The organism is Kribbella sp. NPDC054772, assembly GCF_053611945.1.
Genome location: NZ_JBSHBJ010000021.1, coordinates 1 through 24,647, shown reverse-complemented (window position 1 = coordinate 24,647; position 24,647 = coordinate 1). Strand labels below are relative to the sequence as shown.

The window sequence follows — 24,647 nt, the reverse complement described above, 5'->3', positions numbered from 1 at the left end:
AATGGCCACGAAACCAGTCGTTGTGTACGGCGCCTCCGGCTACACCGGCCGCCTGGTCTGTGAGTACCTCCGGCAGTACCACGTCCCGTTCGTCGCCGCCGGACGTGACGAGGCGAAGCTCAAGGCCTCCATGGACGCACATGTCCCGGGCATCGAGACAGCGGACTACGAGATAGCCGCGGTCGACCATGACGTTGCTGCGCTGACAGATCTCTTCAAGGGCGCATCCGTCGTACTGAACACGGTCGGGCCGTTCAGTGAGCTCGGTCCGGCGGCAGTGGAGGCCGCACTGGCAGCCGGTGCGCACTACACCGACACGACCGGTGAGCAGGACTGGCTGATGACCTGCGACGAGAAGTACGGCGCACAGTTCGCCGAGGCCAACCTGGTACTGGCCCCGGGGATCGCGCAGATGTACACCACCAGCGAGATCGCGGCGCAGCTCTGCCTCGAGCAGCCCGGCCTCGACTCCCTGGACATCGCCGTGTTCTGGGGCGGCAGCCCGACCATCGCCTCGACCCGCACGATTCTGGTGAACGCCGCGACGTCGAGGGCGCACTACCTGGAGAACAACCAGTACACCGAGTTCCCCGAGCAGAGTCTGGTGCCGCTGGTGGTGCCAGGGCAGCACGAGCTCGCGCTGTCCCTCCCCTGGGGCGGCATGTCGCATCCGGTCTGGTTCAAGCGCGATCCACGCGTCGCGAACTGCAAGGCGCAGGGCGGCGTGTTCAACGCCGCGCTGATGAACGGGGTCCCGCAGATCGTCGCCGCCGCGCTCGAAGCCACGAAGGACATGGCTCCGGACGACCGCAACGCCGCACTGACCGAGACCGCTCGCCAGGTGATGAACGAGATGCCGCCCCGGGAGAACCCGCGGGTCAACAAGACGCTGGACTCCGTACACGCCTCCGGGCCGCTCGGTCGCGCGCACTGCGTCATCCACGGCAACAGCAACTACCAGCAGACCGGTCTGATGCAGGCGTACGCGGCGTACTCGCTGTTGCAGACGCCACCCAAGCGGGTCGGTTTCGCGAGCGGTTGCCAGGCGTTCGGTCACCACGAGCTGCTCGGCGTACTGCGGAGCTTCGGCCTGGTGTCCGAGCCACAGCTGACGGTTCAGCACTAGGGAGCCCGCAGTGCGACTGGTCGACTACCTCGACAAGGGTGCCTCGCTCGGCCCGGACGCGGCCTGCCTGACCACGGACGGCGAGACCCTCTCGTACGCCGAGGTTCAGCAGCTCACGTACCGGATAGCGGGCGCGCTGGCGGCGACCGGGGTCCAGCCGGGCGGCAAGGTCGCGATCCTGTCCGCGAACGACCCGGTGGCGTTCAGTTGCGTCTTCGGGATCAGCCGGGCCGGTGCGATCTGGTGCCCCATCAATCCGCGCAACGAAGCCGCGGAGAACCGTGAGCTGCTCGACCAGTTCGACTGTGAAGTACTGATCTACCAGGCGGCGTTCGCGCCGCTGGTGGACCGCATCCGCGACGCGCTGCCGAAGGTGCACACCTTCGTGTGTCTCGACGCGGATCCCGCGGTGTTGGATCCCATGGCCTCCGGCCCTACCCCCCACCCTGACGGCCGGAGAATCGTCGGCTGGGACGCGTTCTGCGGGGGCGCGTCCCAGTCGGCGCCTGACCTGACCGATCCCGATGATCTCGCGATGATCGTCGGCACCGGCGGGACGACCGGGCGTCCGAAGGGGGTGATGCTGAGCAACGGCAACCTCGAGACGATGACCGCGCTGACGTTGATGGGGTACCCGTTCGGCGACCGGCCGGTCTATCTCGCGCTCGCGCCGCTGACCCACGCGGCCGGCGTGCTGTGCTTCCCGGTGCTCGCGTCCGGCGGCGAGATCGTGATCATGCGAGCTCCCGACGTACATGCGTTCCTCGAGCTGATCCCGCGCCATCGGGTCACTCACACGTTCCTGCCGCCGACGCTGATCTACATGGTGCTGGCGGCGCCCGAGCTGGACTCGACCGACCTGTCGTCGCTGCGCTGCTTCTGGTACGGCGCCGCGCCGATGTCGGTCGCCCGGCTCGAGGAGGCGCTGCACCGGATCGGTCCGGTGATGGCGCAACTGTTCGGGCAGACCGAGGCTCCGATGATGATCTCGGTGCTGCCACCGGCCGCCCATTTCAATGCCGACGGCAACGTTATCCGCGGACGGCTGTCGTCGGCAGGGCGGCCGTCCCCGCTCGTCAGCGTGGCGATCATGGGCACCGACGGCGCCCTGTTGCCGCACGGCGAGCGCGGCGAGATCGTGGTCCGCGGGTCCCTGGTGATGAAGGGGTACTACGAGAACGCCGAGGCCACCGCAGCGGCTTCGGCGTACGGCTGGCACCACACCGGCGACATCGGGTACCTCGACGCCGAGAACTACCTCTACATCGTCGACCGGGCGAAGGACATGATCATCACCGGCGGCTTCAACGTGTACTCCACCGAGGTCGAGCAGGCCCTGATGGCCCACGTCGCGGTCCAGGACTGCGCGGTGATCGGGCAGCCGGACGAGAAGTGGGGCGAGCGGGTCGTCGCCGTCGTCCAGCTGCAGCCGGGTGTCGCCGTCGATCCGGGCGAGCTGATCGCGTTCGCCAAGGCCCGGATCGGCAGCGTGAAGGCACCGAAAGACGTGCTGATCTGGCCGGACCTGCCGCGCTCGAAGGTCGGCAAGGTCGTCAAGCCGGAGATCAAGGCCCGGCTAGCTGCCGGCTGACGCGCCCGAGGCCGCAGTCACCACGAGCACCGCGGTGATGGCGGCCTGCATCTCGGTGACGGCCTTCTTCACCGCGTCGGCCGCCCAGTCGGACTCGGCGATCTCCTTCGCCCGCCGCTTCAGCGCGCGCTTGTCGACCGCATCGGTGACCACCCTCGGTACGACGTTCAGCGCGCTGAGCAGTGCGATCAGCGCACCGGTGCGCTCGTCCGGCGCCGTACCGACCTTGAGGACGCTCTCGAGCTTCGCGCGCACCTCGACCTCGTGGCGTGCGTCCTTGGCCGGCCAGCGCGTCACCGGGAACAGGCCGAGCACCTTGCCCTTGTCCGCCTCCAGCACTCCACGCTCCGCCAGGCGCGTCAGCAGCTGGTCGCGGAGCCGCTTCGACAGCGCGCCGACCTGGTCCTTCGGTTTCTTACCGGGCTTGTTGACGACGAACGCCAGCCGTTCGTCGAGGATCGGGTCGCCCGTCGGGCCATCGTCGAGAACCTGCAGGCGGCCTTGGCTGGTGATGTCGAGCTTGCGGCCGAGCGTCAGCTCGATCAGCACGGCGCCGGCCAACGCGTAGTCCAGGCCGGGCGAGCCCGCGATCGGCTTGCCGGTCTCGTCGTCGTACAGCAGCAGCAACAGGTCTTCGGCGATCAACATGTCACCAACGTAGGCACGACGGGTGCCTGGACACATCCGCCGCGCGGACGACCTGGGGTGTCAGCCCGCGGACCCATCTCTTCGGGTCGGCGAGCGTCTAGTAAGGTAAGCCTTAGCTAACAGGTTCGCCCACCTCGCCAGCGGAGTCCGCCATGACCAGAGCACTGCCCGAGCCGGCGTACCGGCGGTTCGTCCCCGGCGTCGGCACCCTCAGCCTGCGCCCGTTCGACCTCGTTGACGACGTGGTCACACTGCACGACTGGGTCACCCAGCCGTATGCGCAGTACTGGGGGTTGCTGACCGCGTCGGTCGCCGACGTGCACGCGGAGTACCTGCGCATCGAGCAGAGTCCGCACCACCACGCGTACCTCGGCGAGCACGACGGACGACCCGCGTTCCTGATGGAGCGCTACGAACCGGCGTACGACGCGATCGGCCAGGTGTACGACGTGGCGCCGGGTGACATCGGCATGCACGTACTGGTCGGACCGCCCGTGATCCCGATCGCCGGGTTCACCGGGGGCGTGTTCGAGACGATCATGGACAGCCTGTTCAGTGATCCGCTGGTCGACCGGGTCGTGGTCGAGCCCGACGTACGCAACGGGAAGATCCAGGCGCTGAACGAGCGGATGGGGTTCCGCAAGCACAGCGTCGTACAGCTGCCGGACAAGCAGGCGTGGCTGAGCTTCTGCACGCGGGACCAGTACGCCGACGCGCTCCGGATGAACGAGGCGGGCTGAATGATCGAGCACCTGAACCCCGAGGCCTGGGCCGTCGTCAACCGCGCACTGGTGCGGAAGGCGCTCGCCGAGTTCACCCACGAGCGCATCCTCGAACCAGTTGCCGAGGGCGACGAGTACGTCGTCGGCGGGTACCGGTTCAGCGCCCGGCGGTACCCGTTGAACCACTGGGATATCGGGGATGTCGCCCGCGTCGACGGTGGTCCGGTCGATGCGCTGGAGTTCGTGACCGAGTTGCACGAGCAGCTCGGGATCGGGCGCGAGATGCTGCCGGTGTACCTCGAGGAGATCAGCAGCACGCTGGCATCGGCGGCGTACAAACTGTCGAAGCCCGACCTGACCGCGGCGGACCTGGTCACCGCGGACTTCCAGACCATCGAGGCCGCGATGACCGAGGGGCATCCGTGCTTCGTCGCCAACAACGGGCGGCTCGGGTTCGGGGTCGAGGACTACCGTTCGTTCGCACCGGAGACGGGCGCCGGCGTCGCGCTGACCTGGATCGCGACGCGGCGGGACCGGACGACCGTGGCCCACAGCTCGTCGCTTCGGTACGAGGATCTGCTGCGCACCGAGCTCGGTGACGAGGTGCTGGAGCGTTTCGCGGCCGAGATTGTTGCCGTGGGCGCTGATCCTTTCGATTACGTTTTCCTGCCCGTGCACCCGTGGCAGTGGGAGAACAAGACGTCGATCACGTTCGCGGCGGACATCGCGCAACGACACATCATTCCGGTCGGGTCGACAGCCGACGTGTATCAGCCGCAGCAGTCGATCCGGACGTTCTTCAACCGCTCGACGCCGTCGCGCTGCTACGTGAAGACAGCGCTCTCGGTGCTGAACATGGGCTTCATGCGCGGCCTGTCGCCGTCGTACATGGCCGCGACGCCGGCGATCAACGACTGGGTGCACTCGGTGGTCGAGAACGACGTGGTGCTGAAGCGGTACGGGTTCTCGGTACTGCGCGAGATCGCGGCGGCCGGGTATCACAACAGGTACTACGAGAACGCGACGGACAAGACATCGCCGTACCGGAAGATGCTGTCGGCACTCTGGCGGGAAAGCCCCGTGCCGTCCCTGGAACCGGGTGAGCGGCTGGCGACGATGGCCTCGCTGCTGCACGTCGACCGGCACGGCGCATCACTCGCCGCGGCGCTGATCCGCGCATCGGGCCTGGCGCCGGCCGACTGGCTGCGAGCGTACGTCGACGCGTACCTGATCCCGTTGCTGCACAGCTTCTACGCCTACGAACTGGTCTACATGCCACACGGCGAGAACCTGATCCTGGTACTGCGGGACGCGATCCCGATTCGGGTGATCATGAAGGACATCGCCGAGGAGATCGCCGTCCTCAGCCCGGCGACGCCGATCCCGGCCGAAGCCGAACGGGTCCGCGCCGAGGTCCCGGACGACGAGAAGCTGCTGTCGATCTTCACCGATGTCTTCGACTGCATCTTCCGGTTCCTGTCACCGCTGCTCGATCGTGAGGGGCTGTTGACGCCGGACGAGTTCTGGTCGGTGGTGGCGTCATCGATCCGCGACTACCAGTCCGCGACGCCGGAGCTGGCGGACGCGTTCGCGAAGTACGACATCTTCGCGCCGTCGTTCGCGCTGTCCTGCCTGAACCGTCTGCAGCTGCGCAACAACCAGCAGATGGTCGACCTGACGGACGTTGCCGGCTCCCTGCAGTTCGTCGGAACCCTGCAGAACCCGTTGGCCTGTGGATAACTAAAACCGCCGTCGGGCGCTTTCCGTCAGGCTGGGCGGGTGACAACTCTCGAAGCCACCCGCGACGGCCGAAGATACGAGGTGGTCGACGGCCGCCTCCTCGTCACCGGCCCGCAACCACCCGCCCATCACGCCGCCGTCATCGCGCTGATGGTGCAGCTCAAACACGCCTGCCCACCCCACCTCCTGGTCGCGATGGGCTCCATCACGTTCCGCCCCACTCCGCACACCACCCTCCGCCCCGACCTCCTCGTCTGCCCCCGCGACGCCCCCGTCACCCAGCCACCCTTACTCGCCGTCGAGGTCCTCTCCCCCACTACCCGCACCACCGACGTAGTCCGCAAACGAGCCCTCTACGAACAACACAACATCCCGTCCTACTGGCTCTACGACCCGTCGATCCAAGAACTCACCGTCCTAGCCCTAACCCCCACCGGCTACACCTGCCAAGCCGTCGTCCAATCCGAGGAAACCTTCCACGCCACGAACCCGTTTCCCGTCGCCCTCACCCCCGCCGCACTGGTCGGATGAGCCTGCATTCGCCCGGATCATGCGGGGCAGACCGGGGCAGATCGCAGCGTAGACGGGCAGATCACGGGGCAGCTCGGGGCAGATCGCCGGAATGGCTCCAACCGCACGGTCCGGCCCATCATGCTGGTCGTGTGACCGAGAAGGAGGCACCATTGTGTCCGTGGACCAGCTTGAGCCGTACACGTTGGAGTATCTCGACAGCACGCCCGATGACGGTGGACGGCGCGAGATTGTCGACGGCGGCCTGTTCGTGACGCCGGCACCATCGCGGCTCCATCAGCGAGCCGTCACCGAGCTGTGTTTCCAGCTGAAGCTCGCTTCCCCGGGCGGCATGGACATCCTCGTTGCACCGTTCGACTATCGGCCAACGTCACAGCGATCTCTCCAACCGGACGTACTCGTCTGCAGCCCGGACGACACCGATCCGCAGCATGCACGGAAGCCGCTGGCCCTCGCCGTCGAGATCCTCTCACCGAGCACCAGGATGGTGGACCTCCTGCTGAAGCGCGGTGTGTACGAGCAGGCCGGCGTGCGCTCGTACTGGATCCTCGATCCCGAGAAGGAGAGCCTGACCGTGCTCGAGCTCGTCGACGGCGTGTACGTCGAGCGCGACGTCGTCACCGGCGAGAAAGTCTTCGACGCCGTGCTCCCGTTCCCGGTACAGATCGTTCCGGCGGAACTCTTCCGGGCTCGTTAACCGTTCAAGAGTCTCGTCAGTTGTTGTTTGTCGGGGAGGGTTTCCGGGCGGACGATGTCGCCGGTGCGGACGTAGTAGAAGCCGGCGGTGATGTGGGTGAGGGGGATGTTGAGGAGTTCCGACCAGGCGACGCGGTAGATCGCGAGCTGGAGGGGGTCGGCGGTTTCGCCGCGGGTGGTTTTCCAGTCGATGACGTCGTAGCCGCGGGAGCCGTCCGGGCGGACCACCTGGTAGACCGCGTCGATGCGGCCGCGGATGACCCGGCCGTCGAGTGAGAGCGCGAACGGGGCTTCGATCTCGTACGGCGTGGTTTCGCCGAACGGACCGTCGCGGAAGGCGTCCATCAGGTCGGTGAGATCGGTGTCGTCGACGATGTCCTCGTCCGCGGCGCCCGGGAGATCGTCCGGATCGAGCAGCAGTTGCTGACCGAAGTAGCTCTCCACCCAGGCATGGAAGCGGGTGCCGAACCGCGCGGCCCGGTTGGGTTTGCGTGGCATCGGGCGGGCGAGTTCGGCGGCGAGACCGTCGGGGTCCTTCGCCAGCCGCATCACCTGGGTCGCGGACAGTGCCGCCGGCAGCGTCACGTCGTACGCCTTCCGGCTGCGGCTTTCCCTTGCCTCGGACAACAAACGCTCGATCTCGGAGTCCCAGCGCGCGACCGTCGCCTGCTCGTCCAGCAGCAGTGACTCCTCGGCCTCGACCGACGGCCCCTCGGAGCGCGACTGCTGCACCAGCGCCGCCGAGTCCAGTCGCCGCTGGTACGAGTCCACGTCGTACGGCGTCGGCCACGGCGCCTGCGTCTGCTCGGCGAGCTCCGGGTTCTCCGCGGTGAGCTCCGGCTGCTCGGCCCAGGCGATCACCCGCTCGCCGGCGTGCTTCTTCAACGTCTCGAGGTACGTCGACGGGCCGCGCGGACGCTTCTGGGTCGGGCCCCACCAGTGTCCGGTCGCGACCAGCAGATCCTTCGCGCGGGTGAAAGCGACGTACCCGAGGCGGCGTTCCTCGAGTGCGTTGATGGTCTTGCACTCGTCGGCGAAGGCTTTCAGTCCGGCGTTCGACAGGTCGTGGATGTCGGGCAGCGTGTCCGCGTCGCCGCGCAGCGGCCAGGGCAGGACCTTGGCGTTCGTCGTCCACTTGTCCCGCCCGCGATCGGACGGGAACACCTTGGACACCAGCGTCGGCACGAACACGACCGGCCACTCGAGGCCCTTCGACCGGTGCGTGGTCAGCAGCTTCACCGAGTCCGCCTCACTCGGTACAGCGAGGTCGAGGCCCGCGGCGTACTCCTCCTCGGCCGCGAGGTACGCGAGCAGGCCGTCGAGCGACCCGTCCGACTCGGTCGACACGAAGTTGCCCACGGCATCCAGAAAGGCGGCCAGGTGATCGCGGCGGCCGGCGTCGACGTGGTCGGGGGTCGCGGTCAGCTCGACGTCCAGACCGATTGTGCTGATCACTCGCCGGACCAGATCGAGCAGCGGCTCCCCCGCGTGCCCACGCAGCTCACGGAGCTCGACCGACAGCTCCTTGAAGCGAACCAGGGCTTCCGGCGCGTACGCCGCCAGCCCTGGGTCGTCGACTGCCTCGGCGAGCGAGATCACCTCGGTCGAGTCCATCCCGGCGACGGCGGCGTCCAGGGCCGCGACCAGGTCGTCGGCGGCCGGGCGCTCCCCCGCGTCGGCCAGCGAGCGAGCGCGGTTGGCGAGCAGCGCGAGGTCGCGGTGACCAATCCGGTACCGCGGGCCGGTGAGGATCCGCAGCATCGCCGCGTTCGCGGTCAGATCGTTGACGGCCTGCAGGGTCGCGACGACGTCGACGACCTCGGGCAGCGCGAGCAGCCCACCGAGACCGACGACCTCGACCGGGACCTTGCGGGCGATCAGTGCCTCGTGGACCGCGCTGAGGTCGACGTTGGTCCGCATCAGGATGCCGATGTCCTTCCACCGGCGGTTCCGGGTCTGGTGCGCGGCGACGATCGCGTCGGCGACCCACTCGATCTCCTCCGACCGCGTCTCGAACAGACCGACCGTGATCGCGCCCTCGGGAGCGTTCGTCGGGGCCTCGAGCGGGATCACGCCGGGATGCTGTTCGTACAGCTCTGCCGCATGTTGATTGGCGGCCGCGAGGATGCGGCTTCCACAGCGGCGGTTGACGCTGAGCACGTAGCGCTGCGCGGGAGCGCCGTCGACCTGCGCGAAGTGCTCCGGGAACTCGTCGAGGTTCGCGACCGATGCGCCTCGCCAGCCGTAGATCGCCTGGCACGGGTCGCCGACCGCGGTGACCGGATGGCCCCGGCCGTCGCCCGCGGCGAACAGTGCGGTCAGCATCCGGCGCTGCGACACCGACGTGTCCTGGTACTCGTCGAGCAGCACGACCTTGTACCGCGCGCGCTCGACCGCGGCGACCTCCGGGCACTCCTCCGCGAGCCGCGCGCCGAGCGCCATCTGATCCGCGAAGTCGACGACGCCGCGCTCCCCCTTGTACGCCTGGTACTCCTCGACGAGCTGCAGAATCTCGCCACGCTTCAACGAGGTCTCGGCCAGCTTCCGGACCTCCACGGTCTGCTTGCGCGCCGCGGCGACCTCCTGCCGTACGGCGTCGTCGTGGTCGCGGATGTCGTCCGGGCGGAGCAGGTGGTCGGCGAGCTCACCGTCGAGCGCGAGCAGACTGTTGACGAGCGTCGGCACGTGGTGCGAGGCGAAGCGGATCGGCCCCGCGGAACGGCGTACCACTCGGCCTGCGAGCTGGAAGCGGGTCGCGTCGGCGAGCACTCGCGAGTCCGGCTCGAGACCGAGCCGGAGCCCGTGCTCCGCGATCAACGTGCCGGCGAACGCGTGGTACGTCGAGACGACGGGCTCGCCCGGCTCCTCGGGCTCCCAGTTCGGGATGTTGCTGCGCAGGTGCGCGGCGAGCAGCGGGTGCTGGTCGGTCGGCAGGGTGGATCCCAGGACGCCGGCCTTCGTCAGGTCCTCGCGGATCCGGACGTCGAGCTCGTTGGCCGCCTTCTTCGTGAACGTCAGCCCGAGCACTTCCTCCGGCTTCACCTGCCCGGTGCAGATCAGCCACACCACCCGGGCCGCCATCGCGGTCGTCTTGCCCGAACCCGCGCCCGCCACGATCACGCCAGGAGCCAACGGCGCGGTAATGGCCGCCAGCTGCTGATCGGAGAACGGGATCCCCAGCAGATCGCACAGGTCAGCAGTGGACCTCAACTGTGCAGGCATCAGACGACTTCCCGCCCCTCGGGCTGGATGGGACACAGTGCCCGCGCCTCGCAGCGGCCGCAGCCGTCGTTGCGCTGGGCGGTGATGTTCTCGGTGCGGATCATCGACTCGGCGTCGTCGACCGCCTCGTCCAGCCAGGTGCGGCCTTCGTCGTCGGCCTCCAGCGGCCCCTGGTGCTGCACCTTCGGGAACCCGACGTTGTCGTCGTGGCGCAACTGCACCAGCTCGGCACCTCCGGCGACCGCGTCCTCGCCGAGCTTCTTCAGTTGCCGCGACTGGATCGCGCGTTGGTAGATCGCCAGCTGAACATGCCGCTCCAGCGCCGGCTTCGTCGGCATCGTGCGCCCGGTCTTCAGGTCGACGACCCGGATCGTCCCCTCGGGATCCTTCTCGACCCGGTCCATCCGGCCCTTCACCCGGACCGCGGGCTGCTCCTCGTCCGGCAGCAGTACGTCGAAGTCGACCTCGGTCCCCACCAGGGTCCGGTCCGGACGACCCTGATGCCAGGCGACGAACCGCCGCAACGCCTGCTCGGCCTCGCCGCGCTCACGGTCCGAGATCCAGGCGGACTCGAACTCGAGTTGCGTCCACACCTTGTCCAGCCAGCCGTTCAGCTCGTCGACCGACGGTGGCAGTGTCCCGGTCGCGACCGCATCCGCCAACGTGTGCAGCACCATGCCGAACCCGATCGCCGACGTACTCGGGGTCTCGCCGCCGGCCCGGCGGGTCAGGAACCAGCGCAGCGGGCAGTCGACGATCGTCGTCAACGCGCTCCCGGACAGCGGCACCGGCTGCTCGGGATCCGCGATCGGTTTCACGGACTCCGTCCGCTCGCGCACGCCCCACCAGCGGGACGGATCAGCTGTCGGCACGAGTGGATAGTCGCGGTCGTCGACGGCGTCGGCCAGCAACGCCAGCCGGTCCGCCGCAGCTCGCTTCAACGCCGGCGACGAGGCGGGATCGGCCAGCACGCACCGCAGATCGGCGACCAGACCGGGCAGCGACAACGGCCGTCGCGGTCGCCCGGCGACCAGTTTCAAAGGAATGTCGAGCTCGGCAAGGAAGCGGGACGGTTGGTCGCCGTCGGCCTCCGGCGCCTGGACCGCGGTCACGATCAGCCGTTCCCGGGCCCGGGTGATCGCGACGTAGAACAACCGTCTCTCCTCGGCCAGCAACGCACCGGCCGACAACGGATCGATCAACCCGTCCGGACCCAACCGGTCCGGCTCCAGCAACGATCCGCGGCGCCGCAGGTCGGGCCACTGCCCTTCCTGGACCGACGCCACGACGACGAGCCGCCACTGCAGCCCCTTCGACCGGTGCGCCGTCATCAGCTGTACGCCGGCCTCGCGGTACGTACCGTCGAACCGGTTGTCACCCGCGATGTCCAGCGACTCCAACTCCGACAGGAACGCCGACACGCCCTTGAACCCGACCTGCTCCTCGGCCCGGCTCGCCGCATCGAACAACGCACACAGGGAATCCAGGTCGCGGTTCGCCGCCCGGGCCGGCTCGCCCCCGGAGTGCGCCTGGCCGCGCAGCCGGCGCAACCACGGCGAGTCCGACCACAGCGACCACATCACCTCGTCCGGCGCCGCGCCCGCGGTCACGATGTTCCTTGCCTTGAGCAACCGCTCGCCTAGCGCGGCGAACCGAGCCTCGGCCGGTGACGCTTGCTCGTCCAGCAGCAACGGGTTCATCAACGCTTCACGCAGCAGCTCGTCGGATGAGCGCGGCAACCGCTGACCGGCCGCCGCATCCCGGTCCCGCCGCCGAAGCACCCGGGCCAGCCGCCGCAGCTGCCCCGCATCCATCGCTCCCAACGGAGACAACGCCAACGCCCGGACCACGTCCACGGTCAACGTCTCCGGATCGGCCACCGCCCGCAACGCCAGCAACATCGGCCGTACGGCGGGCTCGCGCGACAACGGCAACTCGTCACCGGCGACGTCCACCGGGATCCCGGCCGCCGCCAGCGCCCGTCGCAGCGGCGGGATCGACCAGCTGCCGGAGCGAACCAGGACCGCCATCTCGTTCCATCCGATGCCGTCCTGGACATGCGCCCGCCGCAGCAGGTCCGCGATGTGTTCGAGCTCGGCGCCGCTGGTCGAGTAGAGGTTGGCCTCGACCTTCCCCGGGCCGTACACGCACGAGGAGGCATCCGGGTTCCGGAACCGGTCGAACGTGTCCCGGTCCAGCGTGCCGGGTACGCCGAGGCGGTTGACCACGTTGCGCGAAACGCGTTGCAGCGTGCTGCCGAAGCGTCGCGTCGTACCCAAAGCGATCTGCGCGGCCTCGGAGCCGTCGATGGTCTTGAACTCTTCGGTGAAGCGGAGCAGGCCGCGGACGTCTGCGCCGCGGAACGTGTAGATCGACTGGTCGGGGTCGCCGACCACGACCAGGTCCCTTCCGTCGCCGGCGATCGCCTGCAGCAGTTTGGTCTGCCCGGGATCGGTGTCCTGGTACTCGTCGACGAAGACCGCTTTGAACTCGGCGCGCAGCTTGGCCTGCACCGACGGCTGCTGCGCGAGGATCACCGCGCGATGGATCAGCTCGGAGTAGTCCAGCACCTGTTCGGCGTCGAGCACCTGCAGGTACTCCTGGAAGAAGTCGCCGACCGCGACCCACTCGGCCCGGTCCGCCGAGCGGCCGATCGCGGACAGGTCCTCCGGGTCGAGTCCCAGCTGCCGCGCCTTGCCGATGACCGCCTGCACCTCGTCAGTGAACCCGCGCGTCTTCAGCGCCGGATGCAGACTGCCTGGCCAGTGCACCGCACCGACCTCACGACTCCCGGACAGCGCCTCGTTCAACCGCAGCGACTGCTCCGGCCCGGACGGCAGCCGCAGTGGTACGTCGAACGCGTCCGCCGGCGTGAACCGTCGCAGCAACGCGTAGCAGAACGAGTGGAACGTCATCGACGGCATCACTCGGGTCGTCCGCCCGAGCCGGCCGGTGATGCGGTCCCGGAGCTCGGTCGCGGCCTTCCGGCCGAACGTCAGCACGAGCACCTGGTCCGGGCTCAGACCACGGTTGCGGACCCGGTCGGCGACGGCCTCCACCAACGTCGTCGTCTTGCCCGTCCCCGGCCCGGCGAGGACCAGGAGCGGTCCGCCGGGATGGTTGACGACCGCCTGCTGATCGGCGTCCAGGACCGGCGCTTCCGCCGCGCGCCCCGCCTCCCGGACCAAGCGATACCGGGACCCCTGTCTGCCGACCATCGCATCATCCCAGCAGACTCCACCGACAAAAGCCGACGGGCACCCCGCGCCGTCCACAGATGCTCGGAAACCGGACAACAAACGCCGTAGCTGACCGATCAGCGCGGCGCTGACAGCGGGTGGATCAGTCGTGCGGATCCCAGCGGGCGGCGCGGAGGTTCACGCGTCCGTTGGTGATCCGCACACCGTCCGACCGCAGCCGGTGCAACTGCTCGTCCCCGACCTCGTCGGCCGGTACGCCGGATGCGCGGATCACCCGCCACCACGGCACGCTCGCGCCGTACTCGCGCATGATCGCGCCGACCTGCCGCGGTCCACCCTGGCCGACGTACTCGGCGATGTCCCCGTACGTCGCGACGCTGCCCTCCGGGATGGACTCCACGGCCCGCAGGACAGTCTCGATGTATTCCTCCCGATCCACGGGCTCAATCTAGGCGAGCGGTGCCAACGCCTTCGCCAACGGCTCGAGGACCGACGGCGGCGCGTCCAGCGGGAGGTTCATCACGACCAGGTCGACGCCGGCCTCGCCGTACGCCGCGGCCTCGGCGACCGCCTTGTCGAGCGGGCGGTCGGGGTCGATGCGGACGTTCACCGAGCAGGTGATCTCGTTGACGTCGCGGCCGACCTCCTCGCAGCGCTGAACCAGCACCTCCTTGAGCGGGGTCCACTCCTGCGGGTTCGGGACGATCACGTTCCACTGCTGGGCCCACTTGGCGACCGCGCGGAGCGTCCGCTTCGGGCCCTTGCCGCCGATCGTGATCGGCGGGTGCGGGGTCTGCACCGGCTTCGGGTTGCAGTAGGCGTCGGTGAGCTTGACGTAGGTGCCGTCGAAGTTCGCGACCTTCTCGGTGAGCAGCGCGATGATCGCCTGAGTGCCCTCGTCGAAGCGGTCGAAGCGCTCCTTCAACGGGTACAGGTCGATGCCGTACGCAGCGGTCTCCATCTCGTTCCAGCCGGCGCCGATGCCGAGCTCGAGGCGGCCGTTGCTGATGATGTCGGTGGTCGCTGCCATGTTCGCCAGCACGGCGGGGTGCCGGTAGATCATGCCGTTCACCTGGCAGCCGACCCGGATCCGCGACGTCGCCTGGGCGAGCGCGGCCAGGGTCGTCCAGGCCTCCAGGTTCGGGCCCTGCATGTCGCCGCTCAGCGGGTAGAAGTGATCCCAGTGCCAGGCGGATTCGAAGATCTCGAACTGGTCCGCCGCGACCCACACGTCCCGCATCTGCTGCCAGGTGGTGTGCTCCGGCCTGGTCTTGATCGCGAACCGCATCCCGCGCCTCCCTCAGGGGTAACCGTTTCCCCGGGTGAGATTACTCTGCTTTCGCCTCAGTCGAGGCCGAGGCGGGCGCGCACTTCCGGACGGCGCAGCGGTGGCACGGTCTGCGGTGGCGTCCGGCGGGCCGGCATCTCCTCGAGCAGTTGCTCGGTGATCCGCGCGACCTCGGTGGCCGCCTTCTCGATCGGGCCGCGCGTGGTCGCGCTCAGCGAGCCGACGCCGGTCACCTTCCGCACGTACTGCAACGCCGCCGCATAGATCTCCTCGGAGGTCGCGGACGGCTCGAGTCCCCGGAGCACGGTGATGTTTCTGCACATGCCTTCAGACAGTACGCGCCACCAGGGACAAGACCAGGCAATCTACGAGGTATTGACATCCCTAATGGCGTTAGGTTTTCCTCAGGGTATGAGCACTGCCGCGCCGGACCGCCGTACCCGCCGTCGTCAGGAGACGATCGGGGAGATCCTCGACGTCGCCATCGAGCTGATGGCGACCGAGGGCGTCGCGGCGCTCAGCCTGTCCGCGGTGGCCCGGCGGCTCGGCATGCAGCCGCCGTCGCTGTACCAGTACTTCCCGTCGAAGATGGCGATCTACGACGCGTTGTTCCAGCGGGGCGCCGAGCTGTTCCTCGCCTCGCAGCGCGACGCAGTCGCCGCGGCGACCACCACCGACGTCGTCGAGCTGCATCTGATCGGCACCACGGCGTTCGCCCGCTGGAGCATGCAGAACCCGGTCTACTCGCAGCTGCTGTTCTGGCGGACGATCCCCGGTTTCGAGCCGAGCCCGGAGGCGTTCGCGCCGGCCCAGGAGGCGGTCGCCGACCTGCGCCGGCACCTGCAGGCGGGCGTCGACGCCGGCCGGTTGCGTCCGGAGGCGGCGAGCGACGAGGGGCTCGCGGTGTTCACATCAGTCACGTCGGGGGTGCTCTCGCAGCAGATGGCGAACGAGCCGGACGTGCCGTTCGAGGAGGGGCGGTTCAGCCGGCTGCTGCCCGTCGTACTCGAGATGTTCTACCAGTACTACGCACCGACGAGGGGAAAGAGATGAGCGCAGTACTCGCGGAGCAGATCGGGCGGGCCGACCGGTCACGGTGCCGGATCCACCGGGACGCGGAGCTCGAGGCGTGGCACGAGTTGCTCGCGTCGGTCGAGGGCGACGAGTGGCAGCGCCGTACCGTCTGCGACGCGTGGGACGTCGCGGACGTTGCCGGCCACCTGATCGGGCAGGCCGAGGACGTGAACCGGCCGCTCTCGTTCCCCCGCCGCTACCGCAAGGCGAAGCGGGTCTATCCCGGCGTACTGCGGATCGACGCGCACATGATGGTCCAGGCCGACGAGCACCGGGGTACGGCGCCTGCTGAACTGCGCACCACCTTCGACCAGGTGTGGGCGAAGGCGACGCGGAAGATCTCGACGGAGCTTGCGCTGATGCGCCGGATGTCGATGACGATCGACGGGTTCGAGAGCGTGAAACTCAGCCTCGGCTACATCCACGACATCCTGCTCGCGCGTGACCTGTGGATGCACCGCGACGACGTCTGTCAGGCTCTCGGCCGCCCCTTCGATCCGGGCCCGAACGCGGAGGAGATCGTCGCCCAGGTCATGTACGACGTGATCGACGGACCGTGGTGGGGCGAGCGGCCTGCCGTCGAGGTGGAGCTCACCGGGGCCGGAGGTGGGACCTACCAGCTCGGGAGGGGTGCGCCGGTGGGTCACGCTGCGGTGGACGCGGTCGCCTACATGCGAACCGTGTCCGGACGTGACGACGCCCCAGCGGTTTCGGGAGATCCCGTCGCCGCTGAGGCGGTCGCTTCGTGCAGGATGCCGTTCTAGCCGGCGTCTGTTTAGTACGAGGGCTGGCTCGGGTCGATCTGGTCGACCCAGGCGACCACGCCGCCGCCGACGTGGACCGCGTCGGAGAAGCCCGCACCCTTGGCGATCGCGAGCACCTCGGCGGAGCGGACGCCGGACTTGCAGTGGAAGACCAGCTGCTTGTCCTGCGGCAGCTTCTCCAGCGCCACACCGGTCTGGAAGTCCGCCTTCGGGATCAGCACCGAGCCCGGGATCTTGTTGATCTCGTACTCGTTCGGCTCCCGGACGTCGATCAGGACGAAGTCCTTCTCGCCGTTGTCCTTGAGTTTGATCCACTCGCTGAGCTGCTTGACGGAGATCGTCGAGCCGGCGGCCGCGTCGGCCGCCTCCTCGGTGATCGCACCGCAGAAGCTCTCGTAGTCGATCAGCTCGGTGACCGTCGGGTTCTCGCCGCAGATGGCGCAGTTCGGGTCCTTGCGGACCTTCAGCGAACGCCAGTTCAGGTCGAGCGCCTCGTAGATGTTCAGCCGGCCGAGCGACGGGTCGCCGATGCCGGTGAGCAGCTTGATCGCCTCGGTGACCTGGGCCGCGCCGACCGACGCGCAGAGCACGCCGAGCACGCCACCCTCGGCGCAGGACGGGACCATGCCGGGCGGCGGGGGCTCCGGGTACAGGCAGCGGTAGCAGGGGCCGTTGTCGGCCCAGAACACGCTGACCTGGCCGTCGAAGCGGAAGATCGATCCCCACACGTACGGCTTGTGCAGCAGCACCGCGGCGTCGTTCACCAGGTACCTGGTGGCGAAGTTGTCGGTGCCGTCGACGATCAGGTCGTACGGCTCGAAGATCTCGAACACGTTGTCGTTGTCCAGCCGGGTCTCGTGCAGGACGACGTTCGTGTACGGGTTGACCTCGAGGATGGACTCCTTGGCGGACTGCGCCTTGGACTTGCCCACGTCGGACTGACCGTGGATGACCTGGCGCTGCAGGTTGGACTCGTCGACGGTGTCGAACTCGACGATGCCGAGCGTGCCGACCCCGGCCGCGGCCAGGTAGAGCAGCGCCGGGCTGCCGAGACCGCCGGCGCCGATGACCAGCACCTTGGCGTTCTTCAGCCGCTTCTGCCCGGCCATCCCGACCTCGGGGATGATCAGGTGCCGCGAGTACCGGCGCACCTCGTCAATCGTCAGCTCGTCAGCCGGTTCGACCAGCGGTGGCAGTGACACGTTGCGGCTCCTCAGGAAGACGTCGTTCGGGGTCTGAAGGTTTTCAACCATCTGTCCCTCCCCCATGTTCCCGCACTATCCCAACCGCCCTCTGCGGAGTCCACCATCCGGTACCTCCGTCTCAGTCGTTGTCGGTGATCGTGGCGGTCAGGGTGGTGGGGACCTTCAAGGTGGCACCGTCGATCTTCTGGATCACGGCCGTGAAGGTCTCGGCGGGTTCCTTGAGCTTGTCGTCGAGGATCTTGACCGCCAGGTTGCCGGTGGTCTTCCCGGGCTCCACTGAGCCGTCGATGACCGGGGCCGCCGGTCCCTCGTCCGCGTCGGTGTAGTCCTTGCCGAAGACCGCCGTACCGTTCTTGAGGACTCCGCTGAACGACACGTACTTGTCGCTCGGTGCGGACAGCCTGACTCCGAAGCTGACCACTCCGGTCTTCTCGACCGTCTTCAGGTTGCTGAGCGTCAGCGTTGGCGTCGGGTCGTCGTCGACGACCAGACCGTGCCCGAAGGACTCGTCCAGCAGCCCGTCGTGCGGCACCGACAGCACCAGGCTGAACTTGATGTCGTAGCTGTCCCGCGTGTTCCCCGTGATCGGCACAGTCACCTTCTGCCGTACCTGCCCCGGCTTGAACACCAGCTGCCGTGCGACCTCGCCCACCGTCTCCGCGAGGTCGCCGTTCGTCTCGACGTACACGCTGACCGGTCGGATGCTCGGACGGGACATGCGGACCCAGAAGTCCACCGTCCGCGTTCCCTTGTTCCCCTCCTGGACTGTGACGTTTGACGCCGACAGCTTCGGCAGCAGCGTCGCAGGGGCCGAGAACCCGAGTCCGGGCGACGAGAACCCCAGATCGCTCACGTACGCCGACCCGCTGGCCACACGGTCGGTCCGCAGCTCCACCGCACGCACGTCCCGCAGGTCCGCGCCCGTCAGGGACGAGACCGGGATGCGCACCGTTCGCAGCAGGTTCTTCGGTAGGCCACTGCCGTCGTTGCTCCCCGGCATCCGCACCAGCGCGTCACTGACCGCAGACACCGGTACGGCGACCGCGCGCCCGTGGCCGTCGACCACGCGCACCGTCAGGTCAGTCTTCGGCGCACCATTCGGGTCCGGCGCCGCGCGGAACGTGAGAGCCGCGAAACGACGTACGTCGCGCTGGCCGGCGGGCACGTCGACTCGCACGACCCCATTGGTGCCCGTCCACTTCAGTTTGGTGACCGCAGTGGTCGGCGTCTTCGCTGCGAACCACGCCGTACCCCAGTGCGGTGCGCTGGCCCAGTCATCGGTCGCCATGCACGCCGGAGTACTGGACTTCGACGTTGCGTCGGCCACTCCGGCGCACACGTTCGCAGAGACCTTCCCGCTGACCGCACCGGCCGGCAGCGCCTTGTCGAAGTCGTTCAGATCCCGCCGCGACCCCACCGGCGCCTGCGACACCACTCGTACGACGGCCTTCCCAGCCGACGCCGCTCGCGAGTCCGACCCGTCGAACTGCGACAGGAACTGCGTCTCGCGTCCCAGCTGCAGCCGGAAGAACCCCGCGACGTACGCCGTCCCGACTGCCTGCTGCTCCTTCGCAGTGAGCCGGCCCGCGTACTTCGTACCGCAGGGCGCCGCCTTCTCGTCACCGAACCAGTCGTCGTTCGACGGTGCGACGGACTGCCCGGGCGTCCACTCGGTGTTGAAGAAGTTGTGGTTGGCGCCCAGCACCGTGACAGTGGACCGCGGCGCGGCGTCACCGTCGACGGAGTACCGGGTGTCGTCGTAGAACTTCTGACCCTGCAGATCCGACACGTCGCCATCGCAATACGGCAGGACGACGCTCATCGCGACACCCGGCACCGTGGCCCGGGCGAAGTCCGTGGGTGCGAGCGGGAGGACCGCACGGATCCCGTACTGGCCGCCGCGGTCCGCGTTCAGCACTACGGCGCGGGCGACGCCTTCACCGCCACGTGAGTGCCCCATCAGGCCGACGTTCTGCAGATCGATCCTGCCGACGAAGCGGGCGCCGAACGGCCCGCCGCCGATGGTCGACCACTTCCGCCACAGGGCGAGATGGTCGAGGACCAGCTCGGCCCGCGCCTGCGCGCCGGCGTCGTACACCTCGCTGTCCCAGGCGTTGACGGCGTTGGCGCTGATCGAGACCACCTGGTAGCCGTTGCTGGCCAGCGCGGTCGCCGGAGCGTCGTACCCGCGGTAGCTCGGGATGGCCTTCATTCCCGGCGGGCACGGCCAGGGCTTGGCGTCGTCGGACGGGTGCGTCGGCTCGCCGTAGCAGACCTCGTGGCGGCCGTGCAGGAAGATCACCAGCGGCCGCGGCCCCAGTGCGCCACGCGGCGAGTACACCTTTCCACGCAGCTCCGACTTGTGACCGAGACCGGGCAGCTCGATCGCCTCGTCGCCCAGGTTGTACTCCGCGGTGTCGACCTTGTATTTGCCCAGTGCACCGGGGTCGGACGGCAGCAACGAACCACGCCGCGCCTTCAGCCAGTCGGCATCCGTCGGGCCGCCGGCAGTGATGCCACGACTCTTGCTGGATTGCTTCCCCAGGTCCCCGGACCAGACCAGGCTTACTTCGCGGGCCGTCAGCACAGAGGGATCCGCACTGACCAGCGTCAGCGTCTTGCGGTCCACCGACTGCTTGGCGACGCCCAGCGGCTTGCCGTCGACCGCCAGCAGCGGAAGCGAGGCGCGCATCGCGGCGGGTGCGTCCAGATGCAGTGTCAGTTGATAACCACCGGCTACCGGACGCACGTCCCATTGGTTGCCTTTAGCAACCGCAGGTGGCGCCGGCAGCGCGGCTGTTGCGGTCAGTGTCCCCACACCGAGTAGTGCGACCATTCCTAACGACAGACTTCGGGCGGCTCTGCCGATACCTCGCACAGTGGTCCTCTCGTTCGTCCCAACAGGTCACCTGTACTACTGGTCAGGCGAGAGGAAAGTTGACCGGACGGGCTGCTCAGTCGTGTCTCAGTCGAGGCTCGGATTCGACTCGATCAGGAGATCAGCTGGCGGAACGCGCGGGCCACCTGATCGGGGTGCTCCATCTGTGCGACGTGACCCGACTGCGGCAGGTAGAGCAGCCGGGCGTTCGGGAACGTGCGCTGGGCCTTGGTGCGGATCCGGGCGTCGACCAGCCGGTCTCTGCCGCCGTAGATCAACTGCACCGGGCACTCCACCGTGGCCGCGTCCGCCCACAGCGACCGGCGTGGTCTGGCGAGCGACGACCGCAGAATGCTCCGAGCGCCCTCCACCGTCGCCTGCCGGCCCCACGGGTCGGTGTCGCGCCGGTGCAGTTCCGCCTCGTACGCCGCCCGTACCTCTGGGGAGAGCGTCCGCGGGTCCCCGAACACCATCGACAGCGAGGCCTGGAACCGCTGGTCGAACGGCATCCGCGCCGTGCGCTCCAGTACGGCGGGACCGAGCCGCGGAGTCGCCAGCGCGGCGAACCACAGGGCACTCGCGGACACCCGTGGATGCGGCAGTGCGGGCGAGACAAGGGTCAACGACGCGACCAGATCAGGACGCTGCGCGGCCAGCGCCACCGACGCGGCCCCACCCATCGAGTTCCCGAATACGTGCACCGGCCGGTCGAACTGCTTCTCCAGCAGATCGACGAGTAGTGCGGCCTGCTCCGAGATCCCGATCACGCCGGAGAGCGGCGTACGCCCGAAACCGGGCAGATCGGGTGCGATACCCCGGATGGTGTCGTTCAGCATCGTGCCGAGGGCAGTCCAGTTCAGTGACGACCCACCGAGGCCGTGGACGAACAGCGCGGGCGGCAGGTCCGCCGCCGCGCCAGGCACGTCCCTGACCAGCAGATCCACTCCCGCCACCGGCACCCGCCGCTCCGGCCACTCCTGCAGCTCGAGCGGTGCGGCGTCCCCAGTTACTGGCCCGTAACTATCCACGGTTCCCATCGTAAGACGGTCTGCAGATGGAAACATGGAGGTATGGCGGGCGCGCAGCAGCAGCTGACCACTGAGGTGGACGGGCAGACGATGAAGCTCACCAACCTCGGCAAGGTGCTGTATCCACAGACCGGGTTCACCAAGGCCGAAGTGATCGACTACTACCACCAGGTCGCCGCCTTGCTGCTGCCCCACCTGTCCGACCGGCCGCTGACCCGCAAACGCTGGCCGGACGGCACCGAAGCGTCGTACTTCTTCGAGAAGAACGCTCCCCGCGGTACGCCGGCCTGGGTACGGACCGTGACGCTGCCTACACCGGGTAGTTCGACCGGGCGCGACGTGGCGGACTTCGTGGTCGCGGACGACGTACAGACCGTGGTGTGGCTCGCCAACCTCGCCGCGCTCGAGCTGCACATCCCGCAGTGGCGGATCGGGCTGTCCGACGAAGGCAAGAACCCGCAGGCCGATCTGATTGTGTTCGACCTCGACCCGGGGCCTGGAGCGACCGTCGTGGAGTGTTGCGACGTCGCGCTCGCGCTGCGGCAGCTGCTGGGCCACTACGGTCTGGAGGGCTGGCCGAAGACCTCTGGGAACAAGGGCATGCACCTGTACGTGCCGATCGAGCCCGCGTCCTCCAAGCTGACCAGTGCGTTCGCCAAGCAGCTCGCAGAACAGCTGGCGGAAGCTCTGCCGGAGAGTGTGACCGCCAACATGACCAAGGCGCTCCGGCCCGGCAAGGTCTTCATCGACTGGAGCCAGAACGCCAGCGCGAAGACCACGCTGGCGCCGTACTCGCTCCGCGGCTCCGACGAGCCCCGCGTGTCCACACCGATCGACTGGGACGAGGTGGCGTCCGCCACGTCACCCGAGGAGCTCAGATTCCTCCCGCACGACGTCCTGGCCCGCATCGAGGAGTACGGCGACGTCCTGGAGGGCCTGTACGACGATCCGCAGCCGTTGCCGTCAGTCGGGTAGCTGGGGTGTAGCTGGGTGTAGGTGGTACACACGTAGGTGAGTCATAGCTGTCGCAGTCCGAGAGGAGAGCGAGTCGCATGACCAGCGAAACCGACTACGAGGGCGCGGGCGACGGAACGCTGCCTGACGAGGCGTCGGAGGCCGACGTACTGGAGCAGCGGCTGGCCTCGAGCACGGTGGACGACCGGCCCGAGGAGACGGGGCTGCCGAACGAGGCGGATCCCGCCGACGTCGAGGAACAGCGCCGCTCGATCGGCGACACCGGCGAGGACGACTACCGCTGAGCTGCCGCCACTGAGCGGTATTGGACACGACTGCGCACTGCTGAACGCACGCGTGCCGGAACGCTGTTCGGCGGGGAAGCTACTGGCGAGGAGGACTGCTGGGTAGGATTCGTGGAACGTCACACCCGAAGGAGCCACCACCGTGTCGACGACACCTGAGACCGCACCCAAGCGTGGCAGCCGCCTGCCCCGGCTGGCCCGCCGCGCGCAGCTGCTCGAGGCGGCCCAGGAAGTATTCGTCGCGAACGGGTACCACGCGGCCGCGATGGACGACATCGCGGACCGGGCCGGAGTCTCCAAGCCTGTCCTCTACCAGCACTTCCCCGGGAAGCTGGAGCTGTACCTGGCGCTGCTGGACACGTCCTGTGAGGCAATCGTCGCGTCCGTCCAGGACGCACTGAAGTCGACCGAGGACAACAAGCTCCGGGTCGCGGCGACGATGCATGCCTTCTACGACTACGTGGCGAACGCGCAGGGCGCGTTCCGCCTGGTCTTCGAGTCGGACCTGACCAACGAGCCGGCCGTCCGGGAACGGGTCGACCGGGTCACCCATGCCTGTGCCGAAGCCGTCTCCGAGGTGATCAGCGCCGACGCCGGCCTCAGCCGCGAGCAGTCGATGGTGCTGGCCGTCAGCCTGGTCGGTATGGCCCAGGTCAGCGCCCGCTACTGGCTCGGCGCCGGCGACCCGTCGATCCCCCAGGAACACGCCGCCGACCTGGTCGCGTCCCTGGCCTGGCGCGGTATCCGGGGCTTCCCGCGCAGCGACGGCTGACGCCCGTACCACCGTCCTGAGGTTCTGCTCTGGGCGGACGGGTGAGAGCCGGGGGACGTGAGCGGATAGGCTCGAAGGGTCACCGGCGAGAGCCGCCGGTCGGAGCGTGTGCCCGGAGGGTTTCGTGGAGGTCAAGATCGGCGTACAGCACGCCAATCGCGAGTTGGTTCTGGAATCCGAGCAGAGCCCGGAAGAGGTTCAGCAGTTGGTGGCGGACGCGCTCAGCGGCAAGAGCGGCCTGCTGGAGCTGGCCGACGAGAAGGGCCGCAAGGTGCTGGTCCCGGCCGACCGGCTGGCGTACGTCGAGATCGGCGAGGTATCGACCCGCAAGGTCGGGTTCGGCGCGATCTGATCGCGGTCCGGACACAGTAGAGCGTGTCCCGGTTCGCTGGGGCCGCTCGACGGGCACGATGGCGGTAGACCTGCGTCGTGATTGGTCTGGTTTGTCACGGGGCACCGGACCGGACGCAGGTCCTCCACCTCACAAGGAGGCATCGTGGGTTACTGGATCTGGATGATCATCGTCAGTCTCATCGCGGGCATCATCTTCGGGCCGCTGGCCCGGCTGGTGCTCCCCGGCAAGCAGAACATCAGCCTCGGCTGGACCATCCTGGGCGGCGGCATCGGCGCTTTCATCGGTGGTTTGATCGCGAAGCTGCTCGGCGTCAAGGACACCCCGGGCCCCGACTGGACCCAGTACTTGATCCAGATCATCTGCGCCGCGATCGTGGTCGCGATCATTTCGTCCCGCAACAGCAAGACCAAAGCCGCCTGACGCAGTCACGGCGGGGGGGGAGGGCGCCGCGCGCCGCGGGCGGGGGCCGGGTGGGTGTTGGGCGGGCGGTCTGCGGGGGGGCGGGCTCGCGTCGGGGGGGGGGGGGGGGGGCGCGCGGGCTCAGCGCG

The 24,647-nt window shown here is 68.5% G+C and carries 22 protein-coding genes; 13 read left to right on the top strand and 9 right to left on the bottom strand.

The window, feature by feature from the left end; all coding sequences use genetic code 11:
- Position 1: 1 nt before the first annotated feature.
- Together ACWGID_RS27395 and ACWGID_RS27390 are read left to right on the top strand one after the other, a co-directional pair.
- The gene (locus tag ACWGID_RS27395; RefSeq protein WP_452201254.1) at positions 2-1,126 is read left to right on the top strand and encodes a DUF5938 domain-containing protein; all 1,125 of its coding nucleotides are present in this window, start codon (positions 2-4) and stop codon (positions 1,124-1,126) included.
- Positions 1,127-1,136: 10 nt separating this feature from the next.
- Positions 1,137-2,717, top strand: a complete 1,581-nt coding sequence (locus ACWGID_RS27390) for an AMP-binding protein (protein WP_452201252.1) — start codon at positions 1,137-1,139, stop codon at positions 2,715-2,717.
- Here ACWGID_RS27390 and ACWGID_RS27385 read toward each other — a convergent pair.
- Complete coding sequence (locus tag ACWGID_RS27385) at positions 2,703-3,365, bottom strand: GOLPH3/VPS74 family protein (protein WP_452201250.1); 663 nt, start codon at positions 3,363-3,365, stop codon at positions 2,703-2,705. The two genes, ACWGID_RS27390 and ACWGID_RS27385, sit on opposite strands and share 15 nt — an antisense overlap.
- Before the next feature lie 152 nt (positions 3,366-3,517).
- On the opposite strand from ACWGID_RS27385, the gene ACWGID_RS27380 reads away from it, so the two are divergent.
- From ACWGID_RS27380 to ACWGID_RS27365, 4 genes are all read left to right on the top strand, one after another.
- The gene (locus ACWGID_RS27380; protein ID WP_452201248.1) at positions 3,518-4,105 is read left to right on the top strand and encodes a GNAT family N-acetyltransferase; all 588 of its coding nucleotides are present in this window, start codon (positions 3,518-3,520) and stop codon (positions 4,103-4,105) included.
- The gene (locus tag ACWGID_RS27375; RefSeq protein WP_452201247.1) at positions 4,106-5,827 is read left to right on the top strand and encodes an IucA/IucC family protein; all 1,722 of its coding nucleotides are present in this window, start codon (positions 4,106-4,108) and stop codon (positions 5,825-5,827) included.
- Positions 5,828-5,866: 39 nt separating this feature from the next.
- Entirely contained in the window at positions 5,867-6,358 is a 492-nt protein-coding gene (locus ACWGID_RS27370) for a Uma2 family endonuclease (RefSeq protein WP_452201245.1), read from the top strand.
- Between the two features lie 160 nt (positions 6,359-6,518).
- Entirely contained in the window at positions 6,519-7,055 is a 537-nt protein-coding gene (locus ACWGID_RS27365; RefSeq protein WP_452201243.1) for a Uma2 family endonuclease, read from the top strand.
- Here ACWGID_RS27365 and ACWGID_RS27360 read toward each other — a convergent pair.
- The 5 genes from ACWGID_RS27360 to ACWGID_RS27340 form a co-directional block, all read right to left on the bottom strand.
- Positions 7,052-10,276, bottom strand: a complete 3,225-nt coding sequence (locus ACWGID_RS27360; protein WP_452201241.1) for a UvrD-helicase domain-containing protein — start codon at positions 10,274-10,276, stop codon at positions 7,052-7,054. The two genes, ACWGID_RS27365 and ACWGID_RS27360, sit on opposite strands and share 4 nt — an antisense overlap.
- Positions 10,276-13,494 carry an ATP-dependent helicase gene (locus ACWGID_RS27355; protein WP_452201239.1) on the bottom strand — a complete coding sequence of 1,073 codons (3,219 nt, stop codon included), beginning with the start codon at positions 13,492-13,494 and terminating at the stop codon, positions 10,276-10,278. Before ACWGID_RS27355 ends, ACWGID_RS27360 begins: the two co-directional genes overlap by 1 nt.
- A 124-nt stretch (positions 13,495-13,618) precedes the next feature.
- Positions 13,619-13,915 (bottom strand): MGMT family protein, encoded by a 297-nt coding sequence (locus ACWGID_RS27350; protein ID WP_452201237.1) that lies wholly within the window; start codon positions 13,913-13,915, stop codon positions 13,619-13,621.
- A gap of 9 nt (positions 13,916-13,924) precedes the next feature.
- Entirely contained in the window at positions 13,925-14,764 is an 840-nt protein-coding gene (locus tag ACWGID_RS27345) for a TIGR03560 family F420-dependent LLM class oxidoreductase (RefSeq protein ID WP_452201236.1), read from the bottom strand.
- Positions 14,765-14,820: 56 nt separating this feature from the next.
- On the bottom strand, positions 14,821-15,087 hold the full coding sequence (locus tag ACWGID_RS27340; protein WP_452201234.1) for a DUF2277 domain-containing protein: 267 nt from the start codon (positions 15,085-15,087) through the stop codon (positions 14,821-14,823).
- Positions 15,088-15,175: 88 nt separating this feature from the next.
- Between ACWGID_RS27340 and ACWGID_RS27335 the strand changes: the two genes are divergently transcribed.
- Both ACWGID_RS27335 and ACWGID_RS27330 read left to right on the top strand, forming a co-directional pair.
- Positions 15,176-15,817, top strand: coding sequence for a TetR/AcrR family transcriptional regulator (locus tag ACWGID_RS27335; RefSeq protein WP_452201232.1), 642 nt, complete (start codon positions 15,176-15,178; stop codon positions 15,815-15,817).
- Positions 15,814-16,602, top strand: a complete 789-nt coding sequence (locus tag ACWGID_RS27330; protein ID WP_452201230.1) for a maleylpyruvate isomerase family mycothiol-dependent enzyme — start codon at positions 15,814-15,816, stop codon at positions 16,600-16,602. Before ACWGID_RS27335 ends, ACWGID_RS27330 begins: the two co-directional genes overlap by 4 nt.
- An 11-nt stretch (positions 16,603-16,613) precedes the next feature.
- Here ACWGID_RS27330 and moeZ read toward each other — a convergent pair whose 3' ends face one another.
- The 3 genes from moeZ to ACWGID_RS27315 form a co-directional block, all read right to left on the bottom strand.
- Positions 16,614-17,804, bottom strand: a complete 1,191-nt coding sequence (gene moeZ, locus ACWGID_RS27325) for an adenylyltransferase/sulfurtransferase MoeZ (RefSeq protein ID WP_387781922.1) — start codon at positions 17,802-17,804, stop codon at positions 16,614-16,616.
- 121 nt (positions 17,805-17,925) lie between these two features.
- On the bottom strand, positions 17,926-20,556 hold the full coding sequence (locus ACWGID_RS27320) for a Calx-beta domain-containing protein (RefSeq protein ID WP_452201228.1): 2,631 nt from the start codon (positions 20,554-20,556) through the stop codon (positions 17,926-17,928).
- A gap of 242 nt (positions 20,557-20,798) precedes the next feature.
- Positions 20,799-21,713: an alpha/beta fold hydrolase gene (locus ACWGID_RS27315; RefSeq protein WP_452201226.1), complete on the bottom strand. Its 915-nt coding sequence runs from the start codon at positions 21,711-21,713 to the stop codon at positions 20,799-20,801.
- A gap of 42 nt (positions 21,714-21,755) precedes the next feature.
- On the opposite strand from ACWGID_RS27315, the gene ligD reads away from it, so the two are divergent.
- From ligD to ACWGID_RS27290, 5 genes are all read left to right on the top strand, one after another.
- Positions 21,756-22,688 carry a non-homologous end-joining DNA ligase gene (gene ligD / locus ACWGID_RS27310; protein ID WP_452201224.1) on the top strand — a complete coding sequence of 311 codons (933 nt, stop codon included), beginning with the start codon at positions 21,756-21,758 and terminating at the stop codon, positions 22,686-22,688.
- 77 nt (positions 22,689-22,765) lie between these two features.
- Positions 22,766-22,972 (top strand): hypothetical protein, encoded by a 207-nt coding sequence (locus ACWGID_RS27305; protein WP_452201222.1) that lies wholly within the window; start codon positions 22,766-22,768, stop codon positions 22,970-22,972.
- 142 nt (positions 22,973-23,114) lie between these two features.
- The gene (locus ACWGID_RS27300; RefSeq protein WP_452201220.1) at positions 23,115-23,744 is read left to right on the top strand and encodes a TetR/AcrR family transcriptional regulator; all 630 of its coding nucleotides are present in this window, start codon (positions 23,115-23,117) and stop codon (positions 23,742-23,744) included.
- Positions 23,745-23,868: 124 nt separating this feature from the next.
- The gene (locus ACWGID_RS27295; protein WP_452201218.1) at positions 23,869-24,096 is read left to right on the top strand and encodes a DUF3107 domain-containing protein; all 228 of its coding nucleotides are present in this window, start codon (positions 23,869-23,871) and stop codon (positions 24,094-24,096) included.
- A 144-nt stretch (positions 24,097-24,240) separates the two neighbouring features.
- Positions 24,241-24,519 (top strand): GlsB/YeaQ/YmgE family stress response membrane protein, encoded by a 279-nt coding sequence (locus ACWGID_RS27290; RefSeq protein ID WP_452201217.1) that lies wholly within the window; start codon positions 24,241-24,243, stop codon positions 24,517-24,519.
- The last annotated feature ends 128 nt before the right edge of the window (positions 24,520-24,647 follow it).

Excerpts from the sequence above, each read along its gene's own strand:
- ACWGID_RS27395 (WP_452201254.1), top strand. The coding sequence starts at position 2 with ATGGCCACGAAACCAGTCGTTGTGTACGGCGCCTCCGGCTACACCGGC.
- ACWGID_RS27385 (WP_452201250.1), bottom strand. The coding sequence starts at position 3,365 with ATGTTGATCGCCGAAGACCTGTTGCTGCTGCTGTACGACGACGAGACC.
- ACWGID_RS27380 (WP_452201248.1), top strand. The coding sequence starts at position 3,518 with ATGACCAGAGCACTGCCCGAGCCGGCGTACCGGCGGTTCGTCCCCGGC.
- ACWGID_RS27375 (WP_452201247.1), top strand. The coding sequence starts at position 4,106 with ATGATCGAGCACCTGAACCCCGAGGCCTGGGCCGTCGTCAACCGCGCA.
- ACWGID_RS27360 (WP_452201241.1), bottom strand. The coding sequence starts at position 10,276 with ATGCCTGCACAGTTGAGGTCCACTGCTGACCTGTGCGATCTGCTGGGG.
- ACWGID_RS27355 (WP_452201239.1), bottom strand. The coding sequence starts at position 13,494 with ATGGTCGGCAGACAGGGGTCCCGGTATCGCTTGGTCCGGGAGGCGGGG.
- ACWGID_RS27345 (WP_452201236.1), bottom strand. The coding sequence starts at position 14,764 with ATGCGGTTCGCGATCAAGACCAGGCCGGAGCACACCACCTGGCAGCAG.
- ACWGID_RS27340 (WP_452201234.1), bottom strand. The coding sequence starts at position 15,087 with ATGTGCAGAAACATCACCGTGCTCCGGGGACTCGAGCCGTCCGCGACC.
- ACWGID_RS27335 (WP_452201232.1), top strand. The coding sequence starts at position 15,176 with ATGAGCACTGCCGCGCCGGACCGCCGTACCCGCCGTCGTCAGGAGACG.
- ACWGID_RS27330 (WP_452201230.1), top strand. The coding sequence starts at position 15,814 with ATGAGCGCAGTACTCGCGGAGCAGATCGGGCGGGCCGACCGGTCACGG.
- ligD (WP_452201224.1), top strand. The coding sequence starts at position 21,756 with ATGGCGGGCGCGCAGCAGCAGCTGACCACTGAGGTGGACGGGCAGACG.
- ACWGID_RS27305 (WP_452201222.1), top strand. The coding sequence starts at position 22,766 with ATGACCAGCGAAACCGACTACGAGGGCGCGGGCGACGGAACGCTGCCT.